A 26,668-nucleotide genomic window follows, 5' to 3' on the forward strand; every position below is an offset into this window, starting at 1 on the left:
TGTTTCTCTTTATTGGCTATTTCGGGGATTATTTGACGTCCGATTTGACGAACTGGCGAAGCTCGGCGGTTTGGGGATTGGCAAAGAGTTCGGCTGAAGCCCCCTCCTCCCAGATTTTACCCTGATGCATGAAAATCGTCTTTGTCGCCACGCGCCTGGCAAACGCCATTTCATGGGTCACAAGGATCATCGTCATACCGCCCCGCGCCAGCTCCTCCATCACATTGAGCACTTCTTCCGTCAATTCCGGATCGAGTGCCGACGTCACTTCGTCGAACAGCATCACTTTTGGCTGCATTGCCAAGGAACGTGCAATTGCAACACGTTGCTGCTGACCACCCGACAACTGATCAGGATAGGCATCGAATTTTTCCGAAAGCCCGACGAGCTTCAAAACCTCTTCGGCCTTTTTACGGGCATCGGCTTTTGAAACAGCCTTTACGATCTTCGGAGCGAGCATGATGTTTTCGCCAACCGTCAGATGCGGAAACAGATTGTAGCTCTGGAAAACAATGCCAACATCTTTGCGCAGTTTGCGTAGCTGGGACGCGTCACTAGTCACTTTATGACCGGCGATTTCGATCTCTCCGGAGTTGATCTTCTCAAGCCCGTTGATGCAGCGCAGCAGCGTGCTTTTTCCCGATCCTGAGCGACCGATCAGGGCAAAAACTTCGCCACGTTCGACCGTCAGGGAAACGCCCTTGAGCACTTCGACATTGCCGAAGCTCTTGTGCACATTCTTGATGATGACTTCAGACATTGAGCCTCCTTTCCAGCCAGCGTGATAGCAATGACAGTGGGTAGCAAACCGCGAAATAAAGCGCTGCTACCACCACAAAAACGCGGAATGGCTGGAACGTTGCATTGTTGATAAGCGTGCCTGCGCGGGCCAATTCGACAAAGCCGATAATCGACGCGATCGAGGTATTCTTGACCACCTGCACGGCAAAACCGACAGTTGACGGCAAGGATATGCGAACGGCCTGCGGCAGGATCACATAGCGATATTGCTGAACGCGCGTCAGAGCGAGAGACTCCGATGCTTCCCATTGCTGTTTTGGAACCGACTGAATGCAGCCGCGCCAAATCTCTGCCAGATAGCCCGATGCATATACGGACATTGATGCCCCGGCAGCCAGCAGAGGGTGCAGGTCAAACCCTGCAAGGCTCAAACCGTAGTAAGAGAGAAACAGGATCATCAGCACCGGAATGCCCTGAATGATCTGGATATAAGTGCCAGCAGCCACGCGCAGCCATTTCATTGTCGAAACACGGGCCAGCGCGATCAGGAAACCAGCAATGCCACCGCCAATCAATGCGATAGCAGTCAGCAATATCGTCCACTGCAAACCCGTAAGCAGAAACAGAAATTCGTCGGGGCCAAAGGTTCGAAAAGTCATGCTGACGCCTCCGGAATTGCTGCAACTGTGCGGCGGGCAACACGACGACCAAACAGCCAGAGCCCGACCAGCGCAAGGACTGCGCGCAAGCACAATGCCAGCCCCAGATAAATCAGGGTCACGACGATATAGACCTCGAATGAGCGGTAGGTTTGTGATTCAACGAAGGCAGCAGATGCGGCGAGTTCCTGAGTTGAAATCACCGAACAGACGCTGGATGCGAGCATCATCAATACGAACTGGCTACACAAGGCTGGATAGACCTTTGCCAAGGCAGGCAGAATGATCACATGCCGATAAATTTGTAGCCGTGTGAAACCCAGCGCCTCACCCGCCTCAATCTGCGATTTATGAACGGCCTCAATGCCTGAGCGGATGATTTCCGTGGAATAGGCTGTGAGGTTGATCGTCATACCAATCAGGGCTGCGACTTCGGCACCCACACGGAAGCCTGCCGCAGGCAGACCGAAATAGATGATGAACAACTGCACCAGAAATGGCGTATTGCGTATGATCTCGACATAGGCATCAATAAAAAAGCGAATTATGCCGCTATTCATCGACCGCAGCGAGGCGAACAAAACGCCGCCCGCGCAACCCAAAACGATGGACATGACGGACAGTTTGATTGTCAGCCATATGCCTGCCAGCAGAGCATCCTGATATTGGGCGATGACTCCGAACTGAAAAGTGTAGGACATGGTCCGGCCTCCCGCTGAATAACAGCGCTTGTGCGGATTCTTCTATGTAAAGATGTGAAGAAATCCGTCGGTGCAGCGAGGCACCGACGGAAAACCAATCAGAACGATGGCAGGTCAGGCATCGGACGGCCTGTCCACTTCACTGCAATCTTGTCCAGATCGCCTGAGATCTTCATCAGATAGATGGCCGTGTTCAGCCATTGACGGACCTCAAAATCTTCAAGCTTTGTGGCCATCGAATTGCCTTGCTGGAAGAAAGTGAACCCAACCTTGAGTCCCGATTCCGGGCGCTGTTTGATGATTGCTTCGCCCACAGTGGAAGGCAGCGCCACAGCATCTACCTGCCCGGCAATCAATGCCTGCGCGCTTGTCGAGTCATCTTCGTAGACAACGATTTCGAGCCCCTGAATCGCAGCTTTCCGGAGTGCTGTTTCCTGAGTAGAACCGCGGTTCACCGACACGCGCTTGCCAGCCAGGTCTTCAAGCTTGGCAAAGTTCTGATCCGGACCAGAAATAATATCCATGTTGAAGGCGCTGTATGGCTGAGTAAACATCACTGTTTTGGCGCGCTCACCCGTTGGTGAAAGCGTGGCAACGAGGAAATCAACCTTGCCTGTTTGAAGCGCAGGAATACGTGCAGGCGGCGTCAGCGGAACAAGTTCAACAGGCAGATTGAGATAGGTGCCAAGTAGATTGGCGACATCAACGTCATAGCCCGCTGGATTGCCCTTTTCATCAACCATCCCCATCGGTGGGGCGCCTGTCAGCACGCCAATTTTAACGGTGCCGCGAGCAGTAATCTCACTCATAGTCACGGCATGGGCATCAGCCATACCAAACATGCCAGCCATCGTTAAACCCATGGCCAAGTTACGAATTGTTTTCAGAATACGCATGATTTCTCCTCCAGTTCCCGCCCTCACTCAACCCTCCTTGAATGACAGCAAGACATCATCGTTATACGTTGACATTCGCTTTTATGTTGTCGCTCGATGTTTTCGATAACATCGCAAGTTCATGAATTTCCAGCTCTTAAATAGTATTCGATTTTACGCTCCCCTCCCGCGCAAGCCCCGGGAAAATCGCTTGTGACATTGAGGCTGCGCTGAATATCAGCACGACCTTATCGTCGAAACGCAAAGACCTATCGTAAGTTATTCATTCCCATTCTTGCTGCTTGCAATAGTGCATGTTATCGATATCATTGCAATACCAAAAACTGGCACACGGGGAACTCTCCATGCATACACGTTCAGCAATTTTTGAAGGCACAATTCATCCCGGACGCGAGGAAGAGTTCTTTCACATCGTGAAGGAACAGCTGCTTCCGGTTTGGAAGCGCATGCCAAATGCGCAAGCCGTGCGGGTCATGCGCATGTTGAATGTGGACCCCGGCTCACCGTCTATCGCTATGGTGCAGGAAATAGATTATCCGTCGTTGGCGGCGGTCGAAGAAGCTTTGGCTTCTCCCGTGCGGCTGGAAGGACGTGTCATCACGGACAAAATGATGGAAATGTTTGACGGCCGTTTCTACCATGTTGTCTATGAGCAAATCCCAACGGCCGAAGCGACGCTGACCGTGTGATGAACCAACCGATCAGACAGGACTTTGCATGATCACCTCGCCCGCAAGAAAAGCAACCATGCGAGACGTTTCCCGCCTCGCGGGCGTATCGCAAATGACTGTATCGCGTGTTCTCGCAGACCCGGAACTGGTATCTGAAGCCACCCGCAAGCGGGTGATGGAAGCCATCGAACAGCTGAGTTACGTTCCGGATCGGGTTGCTGGCAGCCTCTCTTCACGACGCACCAACTTCATCACGGCAATCTTGCCAACGCTGACGAATTCCAACTTTGCCGATACTGCTCAGGGACTTGCAGAATCCCTGCGGCCGAAAGGCTATCAGCTGCTGATCGGTTTCACGATGTACAAGCTGGAGGAAGAAGAACGCATTATTCGCGCCATGCTTGAGCGACGCCCCGACGCGATTGTCGTGGCGGGCACGGTTCACACAAAGGCCGCCACAGAAATGCTGCTGCGCGCCGATATTCCTATCGTTGAAATATGGGGCAAGCCTGACAAGCCTATTGACCATTCAGTCGGCTTTTCCAACTACGAAGTAGGGCGCGCTGCCGCACGATATCTCTTATCGCTCGGACATCGACGCATCGGCGCGCTCGGTTCACGCACTGACGCCGATGCTATCGATTTACGTGGTGAAAGCAGACTGATGGGCTTTGCCTCTGTTTTGCGCGAAGCGGGGGTGAGTGATGAACTGATCGTGCGCGAAGGAACGGCACCCGTTTCGCATGATCACGGCGCGCGAACTCTTTCAACCCTGCTTGAACGCGCACCTGATGTTGAAGCCGTTTTTGCAGTGTCGGATATTTCTGCTTTCGGCGCACTGATGGAGTGCCATCGCCGTGGCATTAAAGTGCCCGAGCAATTGTCGTTGATGGGTTTTGGCGACTTCGATATCGCACGCCAATCGGTTCCGGCAATCACGACCATACGCGTCGATGCCGTCGGAATCGGTGTCAAAACAGGCGAATTGTTACTCAATGTTTTTGATAAAGGCGATGCAGACACCCAATCTCTTGCACCCTCGCTGGTGGATGTGGGCTTCAAGCTCATTGAACGTCAGACCGCATCTTGCCGCAGTTCATAAACTGAGGCGACCGCATTATAAAAATACGCGATTGGGTTCCCGCATAGCGAAAATCCAACCGCGTATTTTGTTACTCAGTCAGCAACGATCAACCGCTGTGGAAACCACCATCGACTGGCAGGGTAACACCGGTGATGAAGCTGGCTGCAGGCGAAGCAAGGAACAATGCAGCGCCTACAAGATCTTCAGCCTCTCCCCAGCGCTTCAGCGCTGAACGCTGCGCAATGGGTTGTTCTGTCGCCGGATTTTCCCACAAAGCGCGCGTCATGTCGGTGCGGTGATAGCCCGGCCCGATTGCGTTGACACGCACGCCATCCGGGCCGAACTTATGCGCCAGGACACGCGTCAGGCCGAGAATGCCAGTCTTGCTGGCCGTGTAAGCAGGAACCCCGGCATCCGCAAGATAGCTGAGCATAGATGCCACCGCTATTACCGAACCCTTGCTTTCCTTCAGCTTTGGGTATGCGGCCATTGTCAGACGGAACACGCTGTTCAGATTGATATCCATGACATCGTTGAACACGTCATTTTCCCACTCCGTCTGATCCCGCGCAACACCTTGTGCATTGATCAGCACATCGATGCGCGGCTGTTTGGCCATGAATGCAATGGCATCGTCATTGCTGCGAACGTCAAGTTCATAGAATTCGATGCCCTTATTGGCCTCGTCCTTCACAGCCTTTTCGATCTTGATGACGGAGCTGCCACTTGCAGCAACTGACGCACCAAGTGCCGCGAAACCACGCGCCATTTCAAGGCCTATACCGCTCGTAGCACCCGAAACCAGCACGCGCTTTCCCGCAAACAAGTCCTTGGCGAAAGACGAAATGACGTTCTGCATAATATCCTCCCAGTAAATACTATAAAACTCAGATCAGCTGCTTCAATGCAGCGACAACAATGTCCGGCGTGACCTTGATCGGCTCATTGTGAATGATTTCACCTGCCCGGCAGGCGCGCTTTGCAACGATTTCGAGCTTTTCGTCGGTCGCTTTTTCAATGCCGATATCGGCAAGGCTGGTCGGCAGACGCACGGAAAGACAAAATTCGCGCACTTTTTGAAACTCTTCTTCAGCGCCATGCAGCTTTAGGCCCGCCAGAACTCCGATGGCAACTTTTTCACCATGCAGATGATGATGAACATCGTCGAGTTCGCACAACCCATGATGGATAGCATGTGCCGCTGCAACGCCACCGGACTCGAAACCAATACCGGAAAGCAGAATGTTTGCTTCGATCACACGCTCCATCGCAGGGCCAGCCTGTTTGGCATCGCATTCCGCAAGTGAGGCTGCACCAAACTCGAAGATGGTATCGCGGCAGAAGCGCGCGACTTCATAGGCAAGGCTTACACCCTGCATTTTCATGCAGTTGAATGCACCCGACTGACGACAGGATTCAGCCTCATAAAAAGTTGCAAGTGCATCACCAATACCGGCTGCAAGGAACCGCGCCGGCGCTTGTGCAATCAGCGCCGTATCCACCAGAACCAGATTGGGGTTGCTTGGCAGGAACGTGTCATAAGCCACGGAGCCATCATCGTTATAGACAACAGCCAAAGCACTGCACGGAGCATCAGATGCGGCAATTGTCGGGAAAATGATCGACGGAAGCCCAAGGTCGCGTGCGGCAGCTTTTGCCGTATCAAGCGCCTTGCCACCACCAACACCGATGACGACTTTCGCGCCTGCTTCACGGGCGTGGGCAACCAGAGCCGCAATCTGACTTTCCGAGCATTCGCCGCCATGGCGCACGATGCGTACTTCCGGGCCAGATGTAAAAGCGGCATCAACCTTTGGCTTCAATATATCGAAAATACCATTGTCTAAAAGCACCACAGCCTTGTCGCCAAAGCCCGAAGCTTCTTCGCCCAAGCGGGCAATGACGCCTGCGCCTTGAATGTAACGGCCCGGAAAACGTGCGCCGCGCATGGTTGAAGCAGCACTTACCAGCATACATAGCCTCCATCGGCCAGTACGATGGAGCCGGTCATGAGGCTTGATGCATCGCTCGCAAGGAACAGAATGACGGATGCGACTTCATCCGTGCGTCCGAGCCGGTTCATTGGAGTGCCGCCAACCCAATGACGATACATTTCCGGATCGTCATAAACGTATTTGTTCATTTCTGTGTCGATATAGGTCGGCGCGACCGAATTTACGCGAACGCCACGTGCACCCCATTCCGCGGCCAGAGAGCGCGTCAGATGATGCACTGCGGCCTTGGATGCATTGTAGTTGGCCTGTTCCTGCGGACGGTTCACAATGAAACCGGACATGGATCCAACATTGACGATGTTGCCTGAACCATTTTCAAGCATCGTTTTACCAAAAGCGCGACAGCACCAGAATACGCCATTGAGATTAACGTCAATAACCTTGTTCCAGATGTTGTCTGCCATGGTTTCGGCTGGATGATTGCTGATCGCGATCCCGGCATTGTTGACGAGAATATCAACGCGGCCATGGCGTGCGACAACCGCATCATGCACACGCTGAACACCTTCAACATCGGTGACGTCCAGCAATTCGCCTTCGACGCTGTAGCCCTTGGCAGACAGTTCAGCCAGGGCTTTGTCCAGCAGTTCCTGGCTCATATCGGTGAGGATCACCTTAGCGCCAGCCTCGGCCAGTGCCTCAGAGGCAGAAAGACCGATACCGCGTGCGGCACCCGTGACGACTGCAATCTTGCCGTCAATTCTGAACTTTTCGAGAAACATGGAAATGCTATCCTTGTCTGACTTGCTATTGGGCAGCCGCGCTTAAGAGCGACTGCAAACTGGAAAGAAGGTCTTCGGGATCGGCGATCACAACGCCATCCGGGAAAGTGAGATCGGTGCGGTGCGGCTCTGGCCAGCCGATAACGGTCATGTCTGCCGCAAGGCCGGCGCGTGCACCCGGCACGCTGTCTTCGACAACAATGCACTGTGATGGCTCAACACCAAGCAGATAAGCGCCGCGCAGATACGGTTCTGCCGCTGGCTTGCCTTCGCGCACATCATTACGCGACACACTGATAAAATCAGGCCGCTGAAGGCCAACAGCACACAGATTTGCATCCACAAGCATACGATCTGAATTGGAAACAATAGCGTAAGGAACGCCCGCCTTTTCGAGATAGGCCAACACTTCCGCTGCGCCCGGGCGCAGTTTCAGTCGGATAGCTCCGTCTACATAGGACGCATATTTCGCTTTGACGAAGGCATCAAGATTAGCAGTAAAGCCAGTCTCATTGCGCAGCATGGCATGACAATCAGCAATAGTTGTGCCGGTTACACGGTTTTCGAAATCATCTGGCACCGTGCCCGAAAAAGCTGCGATAGCCTCAAGAAGCGTTTCATAATGCAATGGCTCGCTGTCAACGAGCGTTCCATCCATATCAAAAAGAACTGCATGCGAACTCATTGCGGCAACCTGTCGAGATCATCATAGAGTGACTGGCTATGCGTATACAGCTTCTCAAAGAAGGCCTGCATCGGCGCATAGATTTCTGCCCAGCGTGGATCTGGCTCAATTTCCGCCGAATAATGCACAAGCGCGTCCGCAGCATCTTCGACAGTCGAATAACGCCCCGTTGCTGCTGCCGTCATGATCGCACAGCCCACCAGACCACATTCCGCTTCCTTCGGCACAAGGATCGGAATGCCATAGACGCTGGCCTTGATTTTCAGCCACAGTTCCGTCTTCGCACCACCGCCGGAAGCGATTACGCGCTCAAGCTTGGAGCCGGAAATGCTATCGAGAATATTGATATGCCGTTTGACGGCGAAAGCCACGCCTTCCAGCACCGAACGGTGCAGATGCGAAATGCCATGCGCCGCACCGATACCGAAATATTGCGCACGCGCGTTGCGGTGCTCGCCAAGACGTTCACCTGCCAGATAAGGCATGAAGAACAGACGCTCTGAACCGGCTGGCGCTTCCGCAGCTTTCGCCACGATTTCCTCATAGGAAACCTGCTTGTCATGGAAAGCACGGCGCGCCCAACGCATCGCATCGCCGCCAGATTCAAGCAGCATGAACGCGCCCCAGTTGCCTTCCACGGTCCCGACATTACAGACAGAGGCATTAAGCAGCGGTTTATCAGTGATTGCGGTGATGATTGCTGACGTTCCCATCACTTCCGAACCGACACCCGGACGGCAAACGCCAGAGCCAAGCAACGCAACAGGATAATCCGCACCGCCAACCAGAACTGGTGTTCCTTCACGAAGGCCAGTTTCGCGAGCAGCTTCTGCCGTTATGTTGCCGAGGATTTCTGTCGGATTGCGCAGCGGTGCCAGTTGCTTGCGATCCAGCCCAAGCAGATCGACCATATGCTGCGACCAGTCGCCAGTGCGCGGGTCCATGAGGAAGCTTGCGCCACCATCATTACGGTCCATCGCGATTTCGCCAGTGAGCTTGAGATTGATGTAATCCTTCGGCATCAGCACGGCGGCAGTGCGCGCAAAAGCCTGCGCATCATGATCGCGCAGCCATTGCAACTTGAAACCCGGCCAGGACGGCGCTGCCGGATTGGCGCTGTGTTCCAGATATTCCGCCGGGCAGTGCTTGGCTTCAAAGGCTGTCACATAATCAACAGTGCGCTTATCATTCCACAAAGGTGCAGTGTCGCGTACCAACTCACCCTTATCGCCAACCAGAACGGTGCCATGCATCTGCCCACATGTGGCAACGGCTACGATCCTGTCGCGAGCATCTGGAACCTTGTCGAGCACATCGCGGATCGATGCTGCAACACCCTGCCACCAGTCTGCCGGACGCTGTTCCGACCAGCCAAATTGCGGCACAATCTGCTCGTGTTCACGCGCAGCAACAGCGACTACATTGCCACGACAGTCCATAAGGGCAGCGCGTACGCTGCCCGTTCCGACGTCGATTGCAAGTGAGAGTTCATTTGGCATGGAACACGTCATCGAGTTTGGAGAGGATTTATCTTGGTTCAGTTCTTGCGCAGCCAGGTTGATGCATATTGCAAGAGCATCGCGCCGATGATGATGCAGCCCATGAAGACCTGCTGATGATAGCCCGGAACGCGGGCGAGGTTCATCATATTAGCGATAATGCCAAGAATGATCACGCCGATAAAGGTGTTGAATGCACCGCCACGACCACCCATGAGGCTTGCGCCGCCGATAACAACGGCAGCGATTGCATCAAGTTCGGCACCAACGCTGATATTGGCTGAGCCGATACCGGTACGGCTCGTCGAGATGATACCGGCAGCAGCAGCCAATACGCCGGAGATGACGTAAACTGAGAGTGTATAATAAGAGACCGAAATACCCGACAGGCGTACTGCTACCGAATTGGAGCCGATAGCCTTCACCAGACGACCAAAGCGCGTGAAGGTCAGTACAGCACCGGCGATCAGAAAGACACCGATCATCAGGACAACCGGATAGGGAATATTGCCAAGCGTGCCGGAACCAAATGCTGAAACCGATGCACCAGCGTCCCCCATCATGATCGGCTGACCCGATGAGAAGATGAAGGAAAGGCCACGTGCAATAGTCATAACCGCAAGTGTGGTCACAAAAGGCGGCAGCTTGAGATAGGCAACCAGAACACCCGAAACCAGACCACAAGCCGCACCGGCCAGCAATACACCGCCGATGGCCATCCCGGTTCCGTATTGCTGAATGAGGATTGCTGACAGAACACTGCCGAGTGCCGCAACAGAGCCGACCGAGAGGTCAATACCTCGTGTCAGAATAACGAACAGCATACCGACAGCCATAAGGCTTGGGCCTGCTACCTGACGCAGCACGTTCATGATGTTGCGTTCTGTGAGGAACACATTCGACAGTGAAGTAGCCACAATCAGAACTGCAATCAGAATGGCAACAGTGCCGTAACGATTGAGGAGAGCTCCGGCATTGAAAGTCTTCTTCGGTGTTTCAACAACTTCGGTCACGGTTTTACCCAATCAATTAGCTAATGCAGAAGGCTCGGTGCTGGCCGTATTGACCATGGCAAGCTTCAGCAAATTTTCTTCGGAATATTCCTCGGGCTGCAATGAGCCGGTCACAGCACCTTCGCGCATGACCAGAATGCGGTCGCACAGACCGAAAAGCTCAAGATGCTCGGAGGAGATCACCACAACCGCCCGGCCTTCAGCCGCAAGCGATTTGATCAGTGAGTAGATTTCTGTTTTTGCGCCCACATCAACACCGCGTGTCGGCTCGTCGAAAATCAGCACATCTCCATCGGCATGGAACCACTTGGCAAGAACGACTTTCTGCTGATTGCCGCCAGAAAGGCTCGATGCCGGGTCTTCAATGCTGCCGGCTTTGAGGCGCAGGCGTTTTGACAGCGTTTCAACGGCAGCACGCTCATCACGTGCTTTCACGAAACCAAACATATTCACCAGTGGTGCAAGCTTTGCCATGGTGGAATTCACACGGATCGGCAAGTCAAGGATCAAACCCTGATCCTTGCGGCTTTCAGGCACAAGACCAATGCCCGCTTTAACGCCATCACGCGGGTTGCGGATTGTCTTTTCCTTGCCATGAATGAAAATGCGCCCTGATTTCGCGCATTCTGCACCGAAAACCAGCCGCATCAGTTCCGTACGCCCTGCCCCGACGAGCCCGCCAAGACCAATAATCTCACCGGCTCTGACTGTCAGCGATACGCCCTTGATGCGCGAACCGTCGGAGAGTTCTTCAAGGCGCAGCACTTCATCGCCAACCTTGCGCTCCACATCTTCACCGAAAAGCGCTTTCAATGGGCGTCCAACCATCAGACGGATAACATCATCAATGGTGACGGATGCACATTCTGTCGTCGTGACGGAAGCGCCATCCTTCATAATGGTGATGCGATCAGCAATACTGAATACTTCGTCAAGTCTGTGGGAGATATAGATAATGCCAACGCCACGTTCGCGCAGCTTGCGAATAATATCAAGAAGACGGTTTGCATCGCGCGCGGAAAGCACAGCGGTCGGCTCGTCAAACACCATGACCTGCGCATTGCGCGACAATGCCTTGGCAATCTCGACAACCTGCTGATGCGCGATCGGTAGATCGCCGACAATCGCGTTTGGCGCAATGGAGAAACCAAGGCTTGTGATCAGTTCTTTGGCGCGCTTGTTAAGCTCCGGCCAGGAAATGACTGAAGGCAGCATCCACATGAAGATGTTTTCAGCAACGGTCAAATCTGTTGCCAGCGCCATTTCCTGATGGATAACGGCGATGCCTTTGGACATGGCATCCATGGGACCGCGAAAATGCTGTAGTTCATCTGTGACTTTGACTTCGCCGCGAGTAGGCGAAAACTCACCACCGAGCACGCGCATCAGTGTGGACTTGCCGGCACCGTTTTCACCAAGCAAGGCATGAACCTCACCAGAACGAAGCGCAAAATTTACGCCACGAAGTGCATGAACGCCGCCAAATGACTTCGCTATGCCGGTCAGTTCTACAAGATTTTCCATTTCAATCATTCCAGATCATAGCGATCCAGGACGCTCCACCGCATTGCATTTCAGCCCCAACGAAATGGTCGCATGACAACCAGCTTCGTGAACATCACCGACGTCTGGCGTCAGTTTGTTCCGGCCTCCTCGGACATTCCCATAATGCAGCCAGCCCTTCACTTCCAGACTGGCCGCATCATGAACGCGAATATTCTTAGAACACAGCGTCCGGCTTGTAATACTTGTCTACATTGTCTTTGGTGATTGCGACCGGGGTCGTATACGTCGTCTTCGATGTATCAGCAGGCAGTGTGCCATCAATCGCCTTTTTTGCGAGATCGACAGCCGTGGCCGCAACAAGTGCTGGATCATTCAGGCCGGTTGCGCCGTACTGACCTTCCTTGATCATCGCCATGGCTTCCTTCTGACCGTCTGCTGCAGCAAGAAGAATGACCCCATCCAGCTGATTGGACTGCTCCAGAGCCTTACGGGCACCAAGAACCATCGAGTCGTTTTCACCCAGAACAACATTGATATCCGGGTTTGCAGTCAGAAGATCTTCCATGGCTTTCAGGCCACCTTCATTATTCCACATGCCCCAGCCCTGACCGACCACCTCAAAGCGCACACGACCTTCATTGCGCAACTGGCCTTCGACCAGTCCAGCAAGCACACCAAGGCGGCGCTCCTGGCCAACTTCATTGCCTTTATCACCGGAAATCAGAGCAATCTTGAGGTCCTTGCCCTTGGTCTGATTGGCAAGCCACTGGCCAACGAGCTGACCGTTATTTGCATTGGAAGACTGGACCAAGGTTACGAAATTTGCAGATGGATCAAGCGTGGAATCAACCACAAACACCTTTACGCCAGCGGCAGACGCAGCGTTAACCGCAGGGACAAGGCCCTTGCTGTCACGTGGATTGATGATCAGAGCATTGATGCCCTGCGCAACCATATCTTCAACGTCCGAGACCTGCTTGTTGAGATCGTTCTGGCCATCGGCGGTCAATACTTCACAACCCAGCTCCTGAGCGCGCTTCTTCGCCGAAACTTCCTGTGCTGCAAAGTAAGGCGCATCAAGTGTCTTCATGGAAATGCCGATTTTACAATCAGTGGCCTGCGCAGCAGCAAGCGCGACAAAAGACGTGGCAATAGCCAACGACAATTTCAGCGTGGCGGATTTCAAGGAATGCATGCGGGTTTCTCCTCCTGGTGAATAATCGGCTCCTACCGATTTTATCTCGTATTTAGGTAGCATAATTACACAATATTTCCACGTCAACAAATTTGACGACATATTCATAACGATTTTTATGTGATACTATCCACTTGATTGTGTTCTTATCATATTTTATGTAATTTCACTACGAAATGGAGGAATGAATGTTACGCGAACCTATAGCGAGTGTCGTTGACCCGAAAAATGGCGGTATGAGCGGTAATACTGGCCGCTATGAAAAACGCCTGAATGATCTCGTCGGGCTTTATGGTGATGAAAAGGCTTTTGAAGCCCTTCGCGCAACGCATGGGGAAACAGTCGTTTACGACGTTGAAGACTTCAAACCCGGCAACCGGAGCGGAGATCTGATTTACGGCATCACCCGCATGAATCCCGGCCGCATTGGAAATGAATTCTTCCTCACGCGCGGTCATATTCATGCCAAGGCTGACCGCCCGGAGATTTACTACGGTCAAAGCGGCTCAGGCCTCATGCAGCTCGAATCGCCTGCCGGTGAAACCCGCATTGTGGAAATTACCGCGCAGACCATCTGTTATGTGCCACCATTCTGGATCCACCGCTCCATCAATGTTAGCAACACAGACCTCGTGATGGTCTTCGCTTATCCGTCCGACAGCGGACAGGACTATGGAATCATCGAGCAGTCGAACGGCATGCGCCATCGTGTGATCGCCAAAGCCGAAGGCGGCTGGGAGCTGATCGAAAACCCCAATTACAAGCCGCGAGACGCCGCGACCGTTGATGCACTCATGCGCGAATATGCCTGAGCACACGAAAACCAAACGCCTGACAATTCAAACTGAAGGATGTTGCCATGAGCAATCCTATTGACCTTATCGCCAGCCTTGGTGTCGTGCCTGTTATCGCTATCGAGCGCGTCGAAGATGCCGTACCTCTCGCGGACGCACTTCTCGAAGGCGGATTGCCGGTTGCTGAAATCACATTTCGCACCGAAGCTGCTGCCGATGTTCTCGCAGCAATCCGCGATGCACGCCCGGAACTGTGCATCGGCGCAGGAACAATCCTCGACACTGCCAATCTTGATAAAGCCATTCAAAGTGGTGCCCGTTTTGGACTGGCACCCGGCTATGATCCGCGTATCGTGGACGCTGCATCCAAAGCCAAACTGCCTTTCTGCCCCGGTATTATGACTCCGACCGATCTGACGCTTGCCACCGCTCAGGGTGTGCGACTGGCTAAATTTTTCCCGGCAGGGATTGCCGGTGGCCCGAAGGCCTTGTCCGGAATCGCCGCGCCGTTTGCCCATCTCGGCGTTCGTTTCATTCCGACAGGTGGCGTCACCGAAGGTACAATCGGCGACTGGCTTGCAATCAAACAGGTCGTGGCGGTTGGCGGCACATGGATCGCCAAGACCGAAGACATTCGTGAAGGTCGTTTTGACGACATAAGGAAAAATGCCGCCAGCGCCGTGAAAGTGGCCCGAGAAGCTCTGGAGAAGCGCGCATGAGCAAGTATCAGCCTGCAACCCAGCCGACACTTTATTTTATCGGCGTGACCACCGGCAAGAGCTCGATCATGAAGGTTTTTCCGGCATGGGCAGAATATCTTGGCCTGAAGGACGCCGTCATCAAGGGCATCGATTTCAAGCTGCATGATGAGCCGGAAGCCTATCGGGAAGCGGTTGAATTTATCCGCAACGATCCGCTCTCCATGGGTGCACTCGTCACCACGCACAAGATCGACCTCTTTCACGCCTGCCGTGATATGTTCGACGTGATCGATCCGCATGCGCTGCTTATGGATGAAACAAGCTGCATCTCCAAAAAAGACGGCAAACTCATCTGTCATGCGAAAGACCCCATTTCATCGGGGCTCGCGATTGATGGTTTCCTTGGTGCCGATTATTTCGAACTCACCGGTGCCGATCTCTTCTCGATGGGTGCAGGCGGCTCGACGATTGCCATAACATGGCACCTGATGCGCCAGTCGCGGGGTAAAAATGTTCCGGGCCGTATCATTGTTTCCAACCGCAGCCAGCATCGTCTTGATGAAATCAAGCGCATTCACGCGGAAGTCGCAAGCGATGTTCCTGTGGAATATATTCTGGCTCCCACAGCCAAAGACAATGACGCGGTCTTGAGCAACCTCAAGCCCGGCTCGTTCATCATCAACGCCACCGGACTTGGCAAGGATGCTCCCGGTTCGCCTTTGTCCAACGCAGCTATCTTCCCGGAAAAATCGGTCGTCTGGGATCTGAATTATCGTGGAAATCTGGTTTTCCTTGATCAGGCGCGCGCGCAGGAACAGGAAAAATCGCTACAGGTTGTCGATGGCTGGACCTACTTCATTCACGGCTGGACGCAGGTTATCGCGGAAGTTTTCCATATCGATATTCCGACGAGCGGCCGCGCTTTTGACCGCATTTCCGAAATTGCTATCGAGGCAGCGGGACGGTGATGATGGGACAGCGTATTCTGGTGACACCACGTTCGCTCACAGCCGAACCGCATCCGCATATTGAAAGCCTGCGCAATTCAGGCTTTGAAATTGTCTATTCCTCGCCGGGTAAAACACCCGACGAAGAAGAACTCGTACGCCTTATCGGAGATGTTTCTGGTTGGCTCGCCGGTGTCGAACCGGTATCGCCTCGCGTCATTGAAGCTGCACATTCATTGAAAGCCATCAGTCGCAATGGTGTCGGCACCGACAATCTACCAGTGGAACTGCTCAATGAGCGCGGCATCAAGGTACTGATTGCGGAGGGTGCAAATTCGCTGGGCGTTGCAGAACTTGCTATCGGTCTGATCTTCAGTGCCCTGCGCTCGATCCCGCAAGCTGACACAGGCATCAAAGCTGGCGGTTGGCCACGTCAGCGTGGCATCGAAATTCGGGGTCGTACTGTGGGTGTTATTGGTTGCGGTGCCATTGGTCGCGAAGTTGCACGTATGCTGGTAGCCGTCGGCGCAAGGGTGCTTGGCTTTGACCCACTCAAGCCTGATCTCGGTCTGCCGGATGATAAGTTCAGCTTTGCAGAAGTAGACGATATCATCGCTCAGGCCGATATCCTGACGCTGCATTGTCCAGCCCCGCGCGATGGCTCGACATTGATCTCGCGAGAGCGACTGGCAGCAGCAAAACGGGGACTTATTCTGGTTAATACGGCACGCGCAAAGCTGGTCGATGACAAAGCCATTATTGAGGCACTGAACAGTGGCCGGTTGTCGAATTATGCAACAGACGTGTTCGAGCAGGAGCCCCCGCTTTCACTCGAACTCGCTGCGCACCCTGCCGTGATTGCGACCAGCCACATTGGTGGCTTCACTGCGGAAAGCGTGGACAGAGCAACCAGAATCGCTGCGGATAATCTGATTGCTGCACTTAAAAACTAAGGGCCATGATATGCTGGGATGTTTGCAGGAAAATGCCGTAACACTTCCCTTGAAGGAATATCTGCGTGAACCGCCGCAACCCGGTATTCGTCTTTTCTGGTTGGGACAAGCAGGTTTCGTGCTCGAAGCAAGCGAGAAGAGGATCGTTATCGATCCCTACCTCTCCGACAGTCTAGCCAAAAAATATAAAGCTACTGCGCGTCCGCACACACGCATGATGCCGCCACCGGTTTCACCCGATGGTATTCTTTTCGTTGATCTGGTGGCGTGTACGCATGCGCATACCGATCACATGGACCCGGGCACTTTGCCCGCACTTCTCACGCAAAATCCAAACGCAATGCTGCTTGTGCCCCGTGCAATGAAAGAACAAGCCTTATTGCGTTCAGAGGTGAAAGCGGAGCGCATCGCGCTTATCGAGGCCGGAGAAACTTATTCAATTGGTCCGATCACAATAGTTGCCACCCGCGCCGCGCATGAAACACTGGAACAGGACGCTGAGGGAAATCACAAATTCCTCGGCTACGTTTTCAATTGCGGTGCCTTGCGCATATGGCATTCAGGCGACTGTATTCCTTATGAAGGGCTGGAAGCAGAAGTTGCGACACTCAAGCCCAATATCGCACTTTTACCCGTGAATGGCCGCCGCCCTGAACTTTCCGACAATGGTGTACCCGGAAACTTCACACTTGCAGAAGCAATTGCACTTACAAAGCATATAGGCGCCACCGATCTGGTCGCCCATCATTATGGCCTATTTGACTTCAACACCGAAGCACCGGAAACCATCGATGCCGCAGCGCAATCAACCGTCGACCTTTGCATTCACCGGGCACATCATGAAATTGCTTTGGTGAGCCGCGCGCTAACCTATTGAATTTACGCATTGTGTTTGCCAAAAATCGATTCCGGTTTTGAGATCGATGCTATAACATACTGAAAATGCGACCCGGACCACGAGCCGCGAGAAGGATTGCTTGAATGGATACTGATGGGCGCGTTGAGACGCGTGGCCTGAATGGTCGCAATATTATTGAAGTCATCCGCAATATGCGACCCGAGCTACGCAAGTCAGATCGCAAAGTAGCCGACGTCGTACTTGACGATCCCCATCGCATCATGAACGCAACCGTGAGCGAAACCGCAACGCTTGCAGAGGTCAGCCAGCCAACTGTTTTACGTTTTGCGACGGCCATCGGCTGTTCGGGCTTTCAGGATCTGAAAATCAGACTCGCTCAAAGTCTTGCGCTTGGCACGCCTGCAACACACTCTGTTCTGGTTGAAACCGACGAACCTGAAGTGGTTGCAGAGAAGATTTTCGACTATACGATGACAAGCCTCGACTGGGCGCGCTCGCGTCTGGATAAAGACGCTCTTCACAAGGCGATCGATATCCTGACAAAATGCAATTCAATTGTGTTTTTCGGTTTCGGCGCATCCGGAATTGTCGCTCGTGATGCCCAGCAGAAATTCCCGCTGTTCGGGGTGCCTTGTGGCGCAGAACTGGACTCGCACCAGCAACTCATGGTCGCTTCCATGATGAAACCTGGTGCAGTGGCTTTCGTCATTTCCAATACCGGCACAACGCGGTCCATTATCGAAATCGCCCGCATTGCCCGCGAAAACGGCGCATCCGTTATTGGAATGACCGGCTCGGATTCGCCACTCACCAACTATTGCGATGTTTCGCTTATCGTCGAAACGCTTGAGAATACAAATATGTACACGCCGACCATTTCACGCATCGCCGCATTGGTCGTCATCGATATTCTCTCCACCAGCGTTGCGATGCGTCGTCCGACAGATCAACATGATCGCATTCATCGCATGAAACGCCTTTTGAGCGACATGCGAAAAATGCAACCTATCTGATAAAAAATGCCGGAATTGTAGGAGCAATTCCGGCGAGTTGTTCTCCAGACAGAGAATCCTTAGTTCAAGCTGGACGTGAATGCGTCGAGCGCCAAAATCGCATCCCGCACGATCTCGACCGTTACAGGCACAGCCACGCGATAGGTGACGGAGCCGGGCTTCAATGCCGCTTCAGCAACCCGCGCAATGTCTTCTTTCGTAGCGTCTGCGAGATTTAGATCCGCAAGGCGGGTTGGAAGCCCGACAGAGCGACAAAAGCGTACAATTGTCTCAATCTCAGCCAAGGGCCGACCTTCAAGCATGAGCAGGCAAAGCACGCCAAAGGCGACTTTCTCGCCATGGTAAAAGCCATGCACGTTATCCAGAACCGTCAGACCATCGTGAATGCCATGAGCTGCTGAAACTGCGCAGTTTTCAAAACCCAGACCACTCAATAGCGTATTGGCTTCAATGATATTCTCGACGGCTTGTGTCAGTGCACCTCGCTCCGCCGCCAGCTTTGCAGCCAGACCATCACGCATGAGAACTTCATGACATGCCTTGGCAATAGCAATACCGGCCAGCGGGGCAGGAAGCTCGGGGCGCACAAAATTACTGCTTCGGGAATCGAGATTTGACCGGGCTTCAAACCAGGTTGAAAGCGCGTCCCCCATGCCCGCCACCAGAAAGCGCGCCGGTGCCGCAACAACCACCGCACTATCAACAATCACGAGATCAGGATTACGCGGCAAATGGTGTGATTCCTGATAGACGCCATGCTCGTTATACCGAACGGCAATAGCGCTACATGGCGCATCTGTTGATGCGATAGTCGGCACCACAACGATACGGGCATTGTTCGCAATTGCCGCAAGCTTGGCAGTGTCGATGGTTTTACCACCACCGACAGCGACGACAACATTGGCACCGGCTGCCCGCGCCAGTTCAGTAACCCGGTCAATTTCCGCCGTACAGCATTCGCCACCGAACTTTTCAGTCCGACCTGCAATGCCGCCAGCCGTCACAGATTTCAAAACACGGTCACTGAAACTATCGAAAAGAAAGCCGTCGATCAGAATGAATGCATTGCTACCAATATCCTGCATCTGCTCGTGCAGGCGATCAATCTCGCCTGCACGCTGAACATAACGTCCTGGCCCACCATAGGAACGACCGACAGCACCGCTAAAGCCCTGATGATCAGTCACGATAAATTCCTCCTAGAACCGTCACAGGGACTTCAGCATTCCGCCGTCAACAAAATAGGTCGAACCAACGCTGTAGCTTGCACGAGACGAGCACAGGAACACAAAGAAATGTGCCAATTCTTCCGGTGTGCCGAAACGTTTGGCAGCGGCATGTTCGTTCGCCACATCCTGAAGATAGGCTTCCCAGTTTCCGCCCTTGTCGGCAGTAAGCTGCTTGGCTGTTTTCACCCAGTCTGGCGTCAGGATAAGACCGGGATTAACGCAATTAACACGGATATTATCGCCAATAACTTCAGTCGACAGCGTCTTGGAGAACATCATCAAGGCCGACTTGGTGACATTGTAGATCGGCTCATACCAGAGTGGCTGGACTGCACAGATTGAAGCATTGTGCAGCACAACGCCACCACCCTTGGCTTTCATCTGCGGAACCAGACCGCGCGCAAGCCGCACGGCGGCCATGACATGGAGATCCCAATAAAACTGCCATTTTTCATCCGGAGCATCCATGATGGTTTCATTCGAACCGGTGCCAGCATTATTGATGAGAATATCGGCACCACCAGCCTTAGCCGCAGCAGAAATTATGGCATCTGTACCTTCCACGGTCGCCACATCGGCTGCAACGCCCACAGCATTGACGCCATATTTTTTGGTAATGCGCAGCGCTTCTGCTTCCACACGTTCTTTGCCGCGAGCAACCAGCACAAGGTTCGCGCCTTCTGCAGCCAATCCCTCAGCAATAGCCAAACCAATCCCGACCGACGCACCGGTGATGACGGCCGTCTTTCCCTTCAGTTCCAGATCCATATAAACTCCTGCGATACAGCCGCAAGGCTGCCTATTTTGCGATGAGGATATTGTCGCGATCCATGGTGACGGCGACGGTGAGAATGAGAACAGCACCAAAGACGATCTGTTGAGCGAAGATGTCGATGCCAACAAATGTCATGCCAATGCGCACAACAGAGACGATAAGCGCCCCAACCAGCGTGCGCCCAACTCCGCCAAGCCCGCCAGTGATTGGTGTCCCGCCCACAAGAACGGCTGCAATGGCTGGTAGCAGCAACTGGCTGGCACCTGTTGGTGAGCCACTCGTCATGCGGGCAGCCAGCATAATGCCTGCAACAGCCGCAAAAAGTCCCGACAAGGCGAAGGCTAAAACTTTCTGGCGATCAACATGGATGCCGGCGGCGATTGCAGCGGGTTCGCCTGCACCAATGGCATAGCAATAGCGACCAAACCGGGTATAGCGCTGGATATATATGCCAATGAGGCACATCAGCAGCCCGACCAGAATGATGTTTGGAACACCAAGTGTTGCGCCAGCGATCCAGTTGAGCATCGGGCGATCATCCGCGCTGATACTAATGCTACGCGCCTTGGAAATATAAAGCGCTATGCCTGAGACCACACCGCCGGTTGCAAGTGTTGCAATGAAGGACGGGATTTTCAGGCGCACATGAACCAGGCCACTGAAAAGACCAGCAGCAACCCCGCACAGGAGCGCCAGCGGAAAGGCCAGCAGTCCAGCTTCGGGCAAAAGCAGCGCCGTCACAACACTTGCCAGCGAAGCCACAGCAGGCAGGCTCAGATCAATACCACCAATAACGATGACAAAAGACAAACCAGCAGCAAGCGTGAACAACGCTATTGTGTCAGCAAGCAGGATCAGCCCGGTATTTACGCTGGCGAAGCCAGGTGAATAAGCTGAGATAAGCACGACCATGACAAGGAGAAAGGCGAGCGGCGCATATTGGCGCAAGCGTGCGGCCGATAGGGCCGTCGATGCGCTGGAAACGTGGGGGAGAGTGGGTTTCTCGTTCATGATTACACCATGTGCTCGACGAGTTGCACCTGCGACGGCTTTGCGCCAGTCGGAGCAGGAATGCGGGCGGTGACTTCACCATCGCGCATGACAAGAATGTTGTGCGACAGGCCGATAGTCTCTTCAAGAGTGTCGGCGATGAGAATGATCGCATAGCCCTCGCGGCTTAACTGACGCATCAGACGGAAAATTTCCTCTTTCGCACCCACATCGACACCGCGCGTTGGATGATCGAGGATCAAAATTCGCGAACCAGCCGTCAGCCACTTGGCCAGAACCACCTTCTGCTGGTTGCCGCCGCTCAGCGCCTGACAAAGTGCATGAGGACCAGGTGTGCGGATCGAGAGTTTCTTGATCCAATCTTCGGCCAGAGCCGTCTCACGATGATGCTGAATACCGACCGGGCCTTCCACAACATCAAGACGCGCCAGCGTGATGTTGGAAGAAATCGGCATCATCATGACGAGGCCTTCGAGCCTGCGCTCGCTGGGAATATAGCCAATGCCTCGTGCCACGGCCTCAGTCGGATTTGCGAGTTTAACCGCCTTGCCGTTCAAGAACATCTCGCCGGATGTCGGTGTCTCAAAACCGAAGAAACTGCGGATCAACTCTTCACGCCCAGAGCCGATAACACCAGCAATGCCGAGTATCTCGCCTTCGCGCAGTGCCAGATCGATGTTGTTGTACTTGCCAGCGCAAGACAGGTTACGTGCTTCCAGTGCAATCTGCGTGCTCGGTTCGGTTTGCTCCGACTCCAGATAATATTCGGTGTGCATCTCGCGGCCCACCATAATGCGGTGAAGATCGGCACCGTTGACGCCCTGCGCATCCATCGTGGCAACGCCCTGCCCGTCCTTCATCACGTAAATGCGGTCGCTGATTTCCAGCACTTCATCGAGACGATGGGAAACAAAGACAAAGCTCGCACGGGATTTAAGCGAACGAACACGCTCAAAGAGGATATCGATTTCCGACTGCTCCAGAACCGATGTCGGCTCATCGAGCAGAATGATCAGATCGCCATCGACACGATCGGCAAGCGACAGTGCCTTGGCAAGTTCTACCATTTGACGTTCTGCAAAGGAGAGATCCCCGGCAAGACTTGCCGGATCGGCACGAATACCGACCTGTTTCAAATGCCTGACAGCGGCCTCGTTCATCTTGCGCCAGTTCACAAGTCCAAAGCGGATGAAACGCTGTTCCTGACCAAGAAATATATTCTGGGCAATCGAAAGGTTCAGCAACAGCGACTGCTCCTGAAACACCATAGCAACGCCTTGCTCGTTCGCCTGTTGGGGCGAGTTCACGGCGAAGGGCTTGCCATTGCGGGTAATCGTTCCCGCACTTGGACGCTGAGTTCCTGCGAGAATGCGCATCAGGGTTGATTTACCTGCACCATTTTCGCCAACAAGGCCGACAACTTCGCCCGGATGAATTTCCAGATCCACGCCCTTAAGAGCATGAACACTGCCAAATGATTTTGTCAGTCCACTGATCGTTAACATGGCTTATTTCACAATCTTGAAGCGTGTGCGGCGAGTGGCATAGGCGACCGCTCCGATAATCATCAGACCGAGAACTGCTTGTTGCAGGTAAGGCGGAATACCGAGCAAAACCATGCCGTTAGCCAAAACAGAAACGATGAGAACACCAAGCAGCGATTGCAGAACACCACCTTGCCCACCCAAAAGCGAGGTTCCGCCAACCACAACAGCCGTAATGGTGGTGAAGAGACGCCCGGTGCCAATATCGGCATTGCTCTGCCCCAGTTGCGCCGCTGCAAGCGCGGCACCAAGCCCGTAGAACGCGCCAGCCATTGCAAAGACGAAGAGCTTGGTACGCAGCACCGACACGCCGGATAGAACCGCAATGTCCTCGCCGCCGCCAAGGGCATAGATGTGGCGACCAAGACGCGTGTGATTTTGCACGACCCAGGCGACAAACAGCGCCGCAAGTGCAATCCACACGGTGAAAGGAAGACCTGCGAAACGCTCCAATGCGAAACTCCGCACTGCTGCTTCTCGAATGGCAATCGTTCCGCCCCCGACTATTAAGGTAGCGATGCCAAGCCCGATGAACCACATACCAAGCGTGACCATGAAAGACGGTATCCGCAGGATGACATGCAGCAGCCCGGAAAAGGCTCCCATTGCAGCTCCGACCGCAACCGCCGCTATTACGCCGACAATACTGCCAAACCAGGAACTGTCTGCTGCCACCAGCGAAGCCAGCACCACCCCCGCCAGTGCCATGACGCCTTCAATCGAAAGATCGATACTGCCAAGCAGGATCACGAAAGTCGCCCCGAGTGTCAGAACGACCGGAATTGCGGAAGCTGATGCAATGCGTATGAAGTTGTTGACCGAGAAGAAGTTTGGACTGATTAACCCCAGCCCCACACAGAGCACAAGCAACACGATAAGCGGTGCGAGCCGGCGCATAAGCTCCGGTAATCTGCTTTGGAGGCCGTTTTTAGACATGGCTACGCCCTTAGCGTCAGCCGGAGTGAAATCCTGGCTCGCAACTCTCATATGCTTTCCTGTCAGGCAATATTCCGCCACGTATGGCGGGAGGTTTCAGACCGCGACGGGCTTATCAGCCCTCGCGGATCTGTCCGCTTGCACGTCCCCAAAGGTCCTTGAAATCAAGATTTGGTGTGTTCTTGATGTTGTTTTCGTAGAAATCATCGACGTTGTCTTTCGTCACGACCACAGCCGTTCCGTAAAACTCGCGGTGATCTTTCGGTTCTTTCGATGGATCAAAGACCCCGGCGCGTGCGCTGTAAGGAATTGCAAGCCCCATCGCGCCCTGCCAGAACGGGTCGGAAGAAACGGTCGCTGCAAATTCGCCATTCTTCACGGCTTCAACTGCCGTTCCAATACCATCGACGCCGGTGATCGGTATCTGGCCAGCAAGACCTTCCGCGCGCAAGGCTTCCAATGCGCCAATACCCATATCGTCATTGGCGCACCAGATGCCCTTAATGTCATCGCCAAAACGCGTGAGCCATGCACTGACAACATCGAACGCCTTGCTCGATTGCCAATCAGCAACCTGAAAATCAAGAAGCTGAACATCAGGATGCGCAGCCAGCGCTTTCTCAAGACCGGAGCGGCGATCGATAGCAACGGTATTGGACAGCGTGCCACCAAGACCCAGAATACCGCCCTTGCCGCCAATGGACTTGATGAGGATTTCCGCAGTTTCAGCACCATAACGCTCACCGTCAAAGCTCACATGAGCAACGTAATATGGATCATGATCCCATGGATGCAGATCAGCAGGCTTGTTCCACTGCGTCAGCACATGAGCCTTGGCAGCGACGCAAGCTTCCACGATTGGGCGCGCATCGGCTGCATCATTTGGATCAACATTGATGATAGCATTACCGCCAGTGCGTGCGAGGATTGCACGGATATCGGCAATGCCCTTCTCGCTGTCGCCTTCGGTAACAAGCGTCACATAGTCAAGGCCAAGCGACTTAGCGAAAGCTTCGCCGCCCTTGTTCCAGGCTGCGTGATATGGATTGGACAGCGAACGGATCGCGTTGACCAGCGTCGGCTTCTCTTCAGCGAGTGCGCGCAGTGAAGACATGCCACTGAAAGCTGAAAGAGCGCCAAGACCGGCTGCACCCTTCATGAATGCGCGTCTGCTGAATGGCTTTGTACGAATAAGGGTCATGTGTTTCCTCCCAAAACACGCATTGACTAGCTAGTCATTTGCGTTGCATAGCTATGCAAAGTGAAGCTTAGTCGTCAATAGGAAATTTTCAGAAAACGAGATCTGACACCAGGGAAGACTTCCCAAGTCCTTGAAAGCCTTTGAACATAATGGCAAAACAAAAACTGATGATTGTTCAAAAACAGGACAAAAAAACGCGAAGGATATGGAATGAAGCGTGACAAGCCCTACGCATCCTCCACAGATGTGGCAAGACTGGCAGGCGTTTCCCAATCCGCTGTTTCCAGAACATACAAGCCCGGCGCCAGTGTGTCGCCAGAGACACGCAAGAAGGTGATGGCCGCAGCGGAAGAACTTGGCTATCGCCCAAGTTTTATTCCCGGCATCATGCTCAGCCATCGCTCGCGTCTGGTGGCGGTGGTGATTGGCGGGCTGTATAATCCATTTTATTCGACTGTTCTTGAGACTTTTTCCCAAAGGCTTCAGGATGAAGGTTGGCGCGTTCTTTTGGTCCACGCCAATAGTGGCCACACATTCGATGACATTGTTCCAATGCTTGCCGGTTATCGTGTTGATGCAATCGTCAGTGCGTTGGCGGTGCTGTCGCAAGAAGCCGCCGAACAATTATCGCAGTTGCGTGTGCCTGTGATCTCATTCAACACGCCGTTTTCCGATGGTTGGGTTCATTCTATCAGCTGCGACAATATTGGCGGCTCTCGCACAATGGCGCAGCATTTCATCCAACGCGGCGCAAAGAAATTTGGCTACATCACCGGACCGACGGACAGTCAAGCGAACATCGATCGCAAGCTCGGTTTTTTCTCAGCAATCGAAGAAGCTGGTTTGGATCAACCGCTTATTCTTGAAGGGAATTTTCGCTATGAATCCGGCTATCAGGCGATAAAAAACCTTCGCGATATCATCGGCTCGTCCAAAGACCTTCCAGACGCAATCTTCTGCGCTAACGATCTCATCGCACTCGGCGCGATGGATGCCCTTCGTCAGGAGTTTCAGATCAATGTCCCCAACGACATTCTCGTTGGCGGGTATGACAATATCGCCGAAGCTGGTTGGGCCTCCTATAATCTGACCACACTGGTCCATGATGGCCCACAGATGGTCGAGAAGGCGATAGAGATTCTCTCAGAGAGTGAGCCAGGAAAGCTTTCAGATTTAAATCAGCAATCAGTAATCGCTTCCCCATTGATCATTCGGAACAGTACGGGCGGAATACGTTGACCCGAATCCGCCCGTTCCACTGCCGATTGCTCAGTTGTTGCTGCGTTGCTGTAAAAATGCGGGTAAAACAGTAAGAACA

General features: G+C 53.6%; 27 protein-coding genes. 9 read left to right on the forward strand and 18 right to left on the reverse strand.

Going from position 1 to position 26,668, the window contains the following annotated elements; all coding sequences use genetic code 11:
• Positions 1-28: 28 nt before the first annotated feature.
• The 4 genes from CES85_RS04115 to CES85_RS04130 all read right to left on the reverse strand — a co-directional run bounded on the left by CES85_RS04115 (position 29) and on the right by CES85_RS04130 (position 2,964).
• The gene (locus CES85_RS04115; RefSeq protein WP_094575553.1) at positions 29-760 is read right to left on the reverse strand and encodes an amino acid ABC transporter ATP-binding protein; all 732 of its coding nucleotides are present in this window, start codon (positions 758-760) and stop codon (positions 29-31) included.
• Positions 753-1,400 (reverse strand): amino acid ABC transporter permease, encoded by a 648-nt coding sequence (locus CES85_RS04120; protein ID WP_094575555.1) that lies wholly within the window; start codon positions 1,398-1,400, stop codon positions 753-755. The genes CES85_RS04115 and CES85_RS04120 overlap by 8 nt, the downstream gene beginning before the upstream one ends.
• The gene (locus tag CES85_RS04125) at positions 1,397-2,101 is read right to left on the reverse strand and encodes an amino acid ABC transporter permease (protein ID WP_095444759.1); all 705 of its coding nucleotides are present in this window, start codon (positions 2,099-2,101) and stop codon (positions 1,397-1,399) included. Before CES85_RS04125 ends, CES85_RS04120 begins: the two co-directional genes overlap by 4 nt.
• 98 nt (positions 2,102-2,199) lie before the next feature.
• On the reverse strand, positions 2,200-2,964 hold the full coding sequence (locus CES85_RS04130) for a transporter substrate-binding domain-containing protein (protein ID WP_374882749.1): 765 nt from the start codon (positions 2,962-2,964) through the stop codon (positions 2,200-2,202).
• 377 nt (positions 2,965-3,341) lie between these two features.
• On the opposite strand from CES85_RS04130, the gene CES85_RS04135 reads away from it, so the two are divergent.
• Together CES85_RS04135 and CES85_RS04140 are read left to right on the forward strand one after the other, a co-directional pair.
• Positions 3,342-3,686, forward strand: a complete 345-nt coding sequence (locus tag CES85_RS04135) for an EthD domain-containing protein (RefSeq protein ID WP_094575561.1) — start codon at positions 3,342-3,344, stop codon at positions 3,684-3,686.
• A gap of 58 nt (positions 3,687-3,744) precedes the next feature.
• On the forward strand, positions 3,745-4,770 hold the full coding sequence (locus tag CES85_RS04140; RefSeq protein ID WP_095445690.1) for a LacI family DNA-binding transcriptional regulator: 1,026 nt from the start codon (positions 3,745-3,747) through the stop codon (positions 4,768-4,770).
• Between the two features lie 88 nt (positions 4,771-4,858).
• Here the strand turns inward: CES85_RS04140 and CES85_RS04145 are convergent, their stop codons facing one another.
• The 8 genes from CES85_RS04145 to CES85_RS04180 form a co-directional block, all read right to left on the reverse strand.
• The gene (locus CES85_RS04145) at positions 4,859-5,611 is read right to left on the reverse strand and encodes an SDR family NAD(P)-dependent oxidoreductase (RefSeq protein WP_095444760.1); all 753 of its coding nucleotides are present in this window, start codon (positions 5,609-5,611) and stop codon (positions 4,859-4,861) included.
• Positions 5,612-5,639: 28 nt separating this feature from the next.
• Positions 5,640-6,725: a glycerol dehydrogenase gene (locus tag CES85_RS04150; protein ID WP_095444761.1), complete on the reverse strand. Its 1,086-nt coding sequence runs from the start codon at positions 6,723-6,725 to the stop codon at positions 5,640-5,642.
• Entirely contained in the window at positions 6,716-7,489 is a 774-nt protein-coding gene (locus CES85_RS04155; protein ID WP_095444762.1) for an SDR family NAD(P)-dependent oxidoreductase, read from the reverse strand. Before CES85_RS04155 ends, CES85_RS04150 begins: the two co-directional genes overlap by 10 nt.
• A gap of 25 nt (positions 7,490-7,514) precedes the next feature.
• The gene (locus CES85_RS04160; RefSeq protein WP_095444763.1) at positions 7,515-8,174 is read right to left on the reverse strand and encodes an HAD family hydrolase; all 660 of its coding nucleotides are present in this window, start codon (positions 8,172-8,174) and stop codon (positions 7,515-7,517) included.
• Positions 8,171-9,673, reverse strand: coding sequence for a xylulokinase (locus CES85_RS04165; RefSeq protein WP_095445691.1), 1,503 nt, complete (start codon positions 9,671-9,673; stop codon positions 8,171-8,173). The genes CES85_RS04160 and CES85_RS04165 overlap by 4 nt, the downstream gene beginning before the upstream one ends.
• 38 nt (positions 9,674-9,711) lie before the next feature.
• Positions 9,712-10,686 carry an ABC transporter permease gene (locus tag CES85_RS04170; RefSeq protein ID WP_244923221.1) on the reverse strand — a complete coding sequence of 325 codons (975 nt, stop codon included), beginning with the start codon at positions 10,684-10,686 and terminating at the stop codon, positions 9,712-9,714.
• 12 nt (positions 10,687-10,698) lie between these two features.
• A complete protein-coding gene (locus CES85_RS04175; RefSeq protein ID WP_167388244.1) occupies positions 10,699-12,210 on the reverse strand; it encodes a sugar ABC transporter ATP-binding protein in 1,512 nt (503 codons plus the stop codon).
• A 196-nt stretch (positions 12,211-12,406) separates the two neighbouring features.
• Entirely contained in the window at positions 12,407-13,387 is a 981-nt protein-coding gene (locus tag CES85_RS04180; protein ID WP_095444766.1) for a sugar ABC transporter substrate-binding protein, read from the reverse strand.
• 188 nt (positions 13,388-13,575) lie between these two features.
• On the opposite strand from CES85_RS04180, the gene CES85_RS04185 reads away from it, so the two are divergent.
• The 6 genes from CES85_RS04185 (at position 13,576) to CES85_RS04210 (ending at position 18,654) form a co-directional block, all read left to right on the forward strand.
• Positions 13,576-14,199 carry a glucose-6-phosphate isomerase gene (locus CES85_RS04185; protein ID WP_095444767.1) on the forward strand — a complete coding sequence of 208 codons (624 nt, stop codon included), beginning with the start codon at positions 13,576-13,578 and terminating at the stop codon, positions 14,197-14,199.
• 47 nt (positions 14,200-14,246) lie between these two features.
• Positions 14,247-14,900, forward strand: a complete 654-nt coding sequence (eda, locus tag CES85_RS04190) for a bifunctional 4-hydroxy-2-oxoglutarate aldolase/2-dehydro-3-deoxy-phosphogluconate aldolase (protein ID WP_095444768.1) — start codon at positions 14,247-14,249, stop codon at positions 14,898-14,900.
• Positions 14,897-15,850, forward strand: a complete 954-nt coding sequence (locus CES85_RS04195) for a shikimate dehydrogenase family protein (RefSeq protein WP_095444769.1) — start codon at positions 14,897-14,899, stop codon at positions 15,848-15,850. Before eda ends, CES85_RS04195 begins: the two co-directional genes overlap by 4 nt.
• On the forward strand, positions 15,850-16,782 hold the full coding sequence (locus CES85_RS04200) for a phosphoglycerate dehydrogenase (protein WP_095444770.1): 933 nt from the start codon (positions 15,850-15,852) through the stop codon (positions 16,780-16,782). Before CES85_RS04195 ends, CES85_RS04200 begins: the two co-directional genes overlap by 1 nt.
• Positions 16,783-16,792: 10 nt before the next feature.
• The gene (locus CES85_RS04205) at positions 16,793-17,659 is read left to right on the forward strand and encodes an MBL fold metallo-hydrolase (protein WP_095445692.1); all 867 of its coding nucleotides are present in this window, start codon (positions 16,793-16,795) and stop codon (positions 17,657-17,659) included.
• A gap of 104 nt (positions 17,660-17,763) precedes the next feature.
• Positions 17,764-18,654 carry an SIS domain-containing protein gene (locus CES85_RS04210; protein ID WP_095444771.1) on the forward strand — a complete coding sequence of 297 codons (891 nt, stop codon included), beginning with the start codon at positions 17,764-17,766 and terminating at the stop codon, positions 18,652-18,654.
• A 59-nt stretch (positions 18,655-18,713) separates the two neighbouring features.
• On the opposite strand, the gene CES85_RS04215 is transcribed toward CES85_RS04210, so the two are convergent.
• The 6 genes from CES85_RS04215 to CES85_RS04240 all read right to left on the reverse strand — a co-directional run bounded on the left by CES85_RS04215 (position 18,714) and on the right by CES85_RS04240 (position 25,350).
• Positions 18,714-19,841, reverse strand: a complete 1,128-nt coding sequence (locus CES85_RS04215; RefSeq protein ID WP_095444772.1) for a glycerol dehydrogenase — start codon at positions 19,839-19,841, stop codon at positions 18,714-18,716.
• Positions 19,842-19,862: 21 nt separating this feature from the next.
• Positions 19,863-20,651 (reverse strand): SDR family NAD(P)-dependent oxidoreductase, encoded by a 789-nt coding sequence (locus tag CES85_RS04220; protein WP_095444773.1) that lies wholly within the window; start codon positions 20,649-20,651, stop codon positions 19,863-19,865.
• Between the two features lie 31 nt (positions 20,652-20,682).
• Positions 20,683-21,669, reverse strand: coding sequence for an ABC transporter permease (locus tag CES85_RS04225; protein WP_095444774.1), 987 nt, complete (start codon positions 21,667-21,669; stop codon positions 20,683-20,685).
• A gap of 2 nt (positions 21,670-21,671) precedes the next feature.
• Positions 21,672-23,174, reverse strand: coding sequence for a sugar ABC transporter ATP-binding protein (locus CES85_RS04230; RefSeq protein WP_095444775.1), 1,503 nt, complete (start codon positions 23,172-23,174; stop codon positions 21,672-21,674).
• Between the two features lie 3 nt (positions 23,175-23,177).
• Positions 23,178-24,200: an ABC transporter permease gene (locus tag CES85_RS04235; protein WP_244923222.1), complete on the reverse strand. Its 1,023-nt coding sequence runs from the start codon at positions 24,198-24,200 to the stop codon at positions 23,178-23,180.
• A 64-nt stretch (positions 24,201-24,264) separates the two neighbouring features.
• Complete coding sequence (locus tag CES85_RS04240) at positions 24,265-25,350, reverse strand: sugar ABC transporter substrate-binding protein (RefSeq protein ID WP_095444777.1); 1,086 nt, start codon at positions 25,348-25,350, stop codon at positions 24,265-24,267.
• Between the two features lie 210 nt (positions 25,351-25,560).
• On the opposite strand from CES85_RS04240, the gene CES85_RS04245 reads away from it, so the two are divergent.
• Positions 25,561-26,589 (forward strand): LacI family DNA-binding transcriptional regulator, encoded by a 1,029-nt coding sequence (locus CES85_RS04245; protein ID WP_095444778.1) that lies wholly within the window; start codon positions 25,561-25,563, stop codon positions 26,587-26,589.
• Positions 26,590-26,668 lie beyond the last annotated feature (79 nt).

The sequence above is a fragment of the Ochrobactrum quorumnocens genome (assembly GCF_002278035.1).
In the GTDB taxonomy this organism is placed as follows: domain Bacteria; phylum Pseudomonadota; class Alphaproteobacteria; order Rhizobiales; family Rhizobiaceae; genus Brucella; species Brucella quorumnocens.